Origin of the sequence: Rhizobium mongolense USDA 1844, assembly GCF_000419765.1 — a bacterium.
GTDB classification, from domain to species: Bacteria; Pseudomonadota; Alphaproteobacteria; order Rhizobiales; family Rhizobiaceae; genus Rhizobium; species Rhizobium mongolense.
In genome coordinates, this window is sequence record NZ_ATTQ01000084.1 from 1 (window position 1) to 2,266 (window position 2,266).

Below are 2,266 nucleotides of genomic sequence, written 5' to 3' on the forward strand. Positions count from 1 at the left end.
GCGGCCTCACATGAGGAACCACTCGTCAAGCTGTCTTTCTGAGTTGCTGAGTGGCTGGTTTTGGGGACGGCGCTCCACCAGTTGCGGCGCGCCGTGGGCTGGTCATCGTGACCAGATGAGCTTGTGTTCGCCCTTCTCACCCTGGACGAGAGAGGCGTAGACCGGAGCCGTAAAGGACGGGTCGTCCAGCTTGAGCGAGAGGTATTCAGTTCCGGTTTCTCGGGCCGTCCGGCTCCAGCCTGCGCCGAGTTCGACGCCACCTGCGGTGACACGGAAGTCGGGGGCCTTGTCGTTGTCGCGTTCGCAGGGCTTGATGGTGGCCTTGACGTTGAATGCGAGGGTTTTGATGGCGCCGGTGTAGATTCCGTTTTCGTCGCGGGTGAAGGTGCCGATCTGAGCCATTGTCGTTCTCCTGACTGTTGTTCGAAGCCGCCCTATGCGGCCTCGATAGCGGTCGTGAGGCGACGATCCGGCCGACTGCACCCTCTGGGCCGCAGCGATAGCGGAGGACGGCGGCGGCCGAGCTTGTTGCCTCGCGAGGAATGCGGCGCGCAGCCGCAGGGGAAGAAGGTCGGCGAAGCCGTTGCAGGCCAAGGTCGGGCCGGTGCCAGACCAGCCAGAAGAGAGGCCGTGTGCGGTTTCACCGGCTGTCAAACGAGATCGACGCCAGCATTGGCAACGTCCGTGACGCGCATTCGGTCCAAGCGAAGACATCGTTCTCGCGCATGAACCTGAGGTCTGAGCCCATTTCCTGATCCGCGCCCCTACGCGTATCAACCTCACATCCGGTCGCCGCCCGCGCGGCCGCACCATAATCCCGCCTGCGGCGGCAAAGGCTCAGGAGTGGACGAGACCCATCTCGATGACGGCGTGCAAGCCAAGCCGCGAAGCGGTCGTCCCCTCGGCTCCGGCAAGGCTGATCGGGCCCGGCCGAACTGCAATGCGACAGATTGTTATGGACGTATGATCGCTCCATCGATGACGACGCCCGCGTTGACGTACTTCCAAAGGGCGACCACCAGCTTCCTTGCCAGCGCGGTGATCATCACCTTCTTGAAGCGGCCGCCGTTTTGGGCAACGCGCTCGTTGAACCAGCGGCTGAGCCCCGAGGCAGGCTGATGGCGCAACCAGAGCCAGGCCATCTCCACCATCGTGAAGCGCAATCGCGCATTTCCCGATTTGCCGATCCCCTGTTCGCGGTCGATGGAGCCGCTTTGCCAGGGCGTCGGTGCCAACCCGGCGTACGCTGCGACTTGGCGCCGATTGTCAAAGTGCCGGAACAGCCCTTCACCCCACAGCACGGCAGCAAACTCGGGACCGATGCCGACGACCTTCGACAACATGGCAACTTCGTGCGCTGACTGCGCTTCTTCCTCGAGCAGCGCGTTGCGTTCGGTTTCGACCTCCTGAACCTGCTCCAGCAGCATCTCAAGTCGACCGAGCTCGCGCAGAATCTGACGCTTCATGTGGTCGGCAAGCGCACGTCCGTCTCCGGTTCGTAAGGCTTCAAGTCGCTCGCGACGGTCGCGCCGCAGGGGATCGTAGCCGGTGATTCCTTGCGAGAAGAGGAGGCCCTTGATCCGGTTGCTGTGCCGAATACGCTCTTCCATCAGAATCTTGCGTTCGCGCACAATGCGACGGCGATCCTCTTCCGCAGGCGTCGGGACGCATAACATCGAGCAAACCCGTGGTTCCCCGCGCTTGAAGGCCAGCAGTGCGCGGATCAGGGTCTCGCCATCGAGCCTGTCCGTCTTGACCCTCCGCCTGCGCCGCGATGTTGCAATCGATGCGGCATCGACAACATGGCTTTCGTGACCTTCCGCCTCCAGGACGCGGTGGACCCAGAAGCCGTCGAACCCTGCTTCCTGGATGGTGATAATGGAGTAGTCGGCGCCGGTTCGGCCACGGGTGTTCTGCTTCAGTTGACGAAGGCGAGCAAGGAGTCCGGCAATGTCTCCGCCAGGAAGAGAGTGACGTGACAGCTTCTCGCCAGCGCCCGGGGAAATTGAGGTGATCAGCCACGTCTTCTTGCTCAGCTCTACAGAAACGAAGATCGCGTTCAGGTTCTTGTGTGCTGCATTATCCATCGTCTGCGCTTGCACCATTGTCTTGCTCCTTTTCGAAATGGCAACAACCTCCACCACATCAAAGCAGGGCACCGCCCATCCTCATAGGATCTCGATGGCTGTCGCAAGGATCGGGGACGATCGGACCGCCCCCGTAGGGCCGTAATGAAATGGAGGGCGGCCGGAAGCGGCTTTCTTGT

At 62.0% G+C, this 2,266-nt stretch carries 2 protein-coding genes; both read right to left on the bottom strand.

Annotation, left to right across the window (positions count from 1 at the left end; translation table 11 throughout):
- Positions 1-102: 102 nt before the first annotated feature.
- On the bottom strand, positions 103-402 hold the full coding sequence (locus tag A3C3_RS0137200) for a DUF736 domain-containing protein (RefSeq protein ID WP_022719511.1): 300 nt from the start codon (positions 400-402) through the stop codon (positions 103-105).
- A 551-nt stretch (positions 403-953) separates the two neighbouring features.
- Positions 954-2,105, bottom strand: a complete 1,152-nt coding sequence (locus A3C3_RS0137205) for an IS110 family RNA-guided transposase (RefSeq protein ID WP_022719512.1) — start codon at positions 2,103-2,105, stop codon at positions 954-956.
- Positions 2,106-2,266: the final 161 nt, after the last annotated feature.

Bases quoted from the DNA above. Each gene is read 5' to 3' on its own strand.
- A3C3_RS0137200 (WP_022719511.1), bottom strand. From the start codon at position 402: ATGGCTCAGATCGGCACCTTCACCCGCGACGAAAACGGAATCTACACC.
- A3C3_RS0137205 (WP_022719512.1), bottom strand. From the start codon at position 2,105: ATGGTGCAAGCGCAGACGATGGATAATGCAGCACACAAGAACCTGAAC.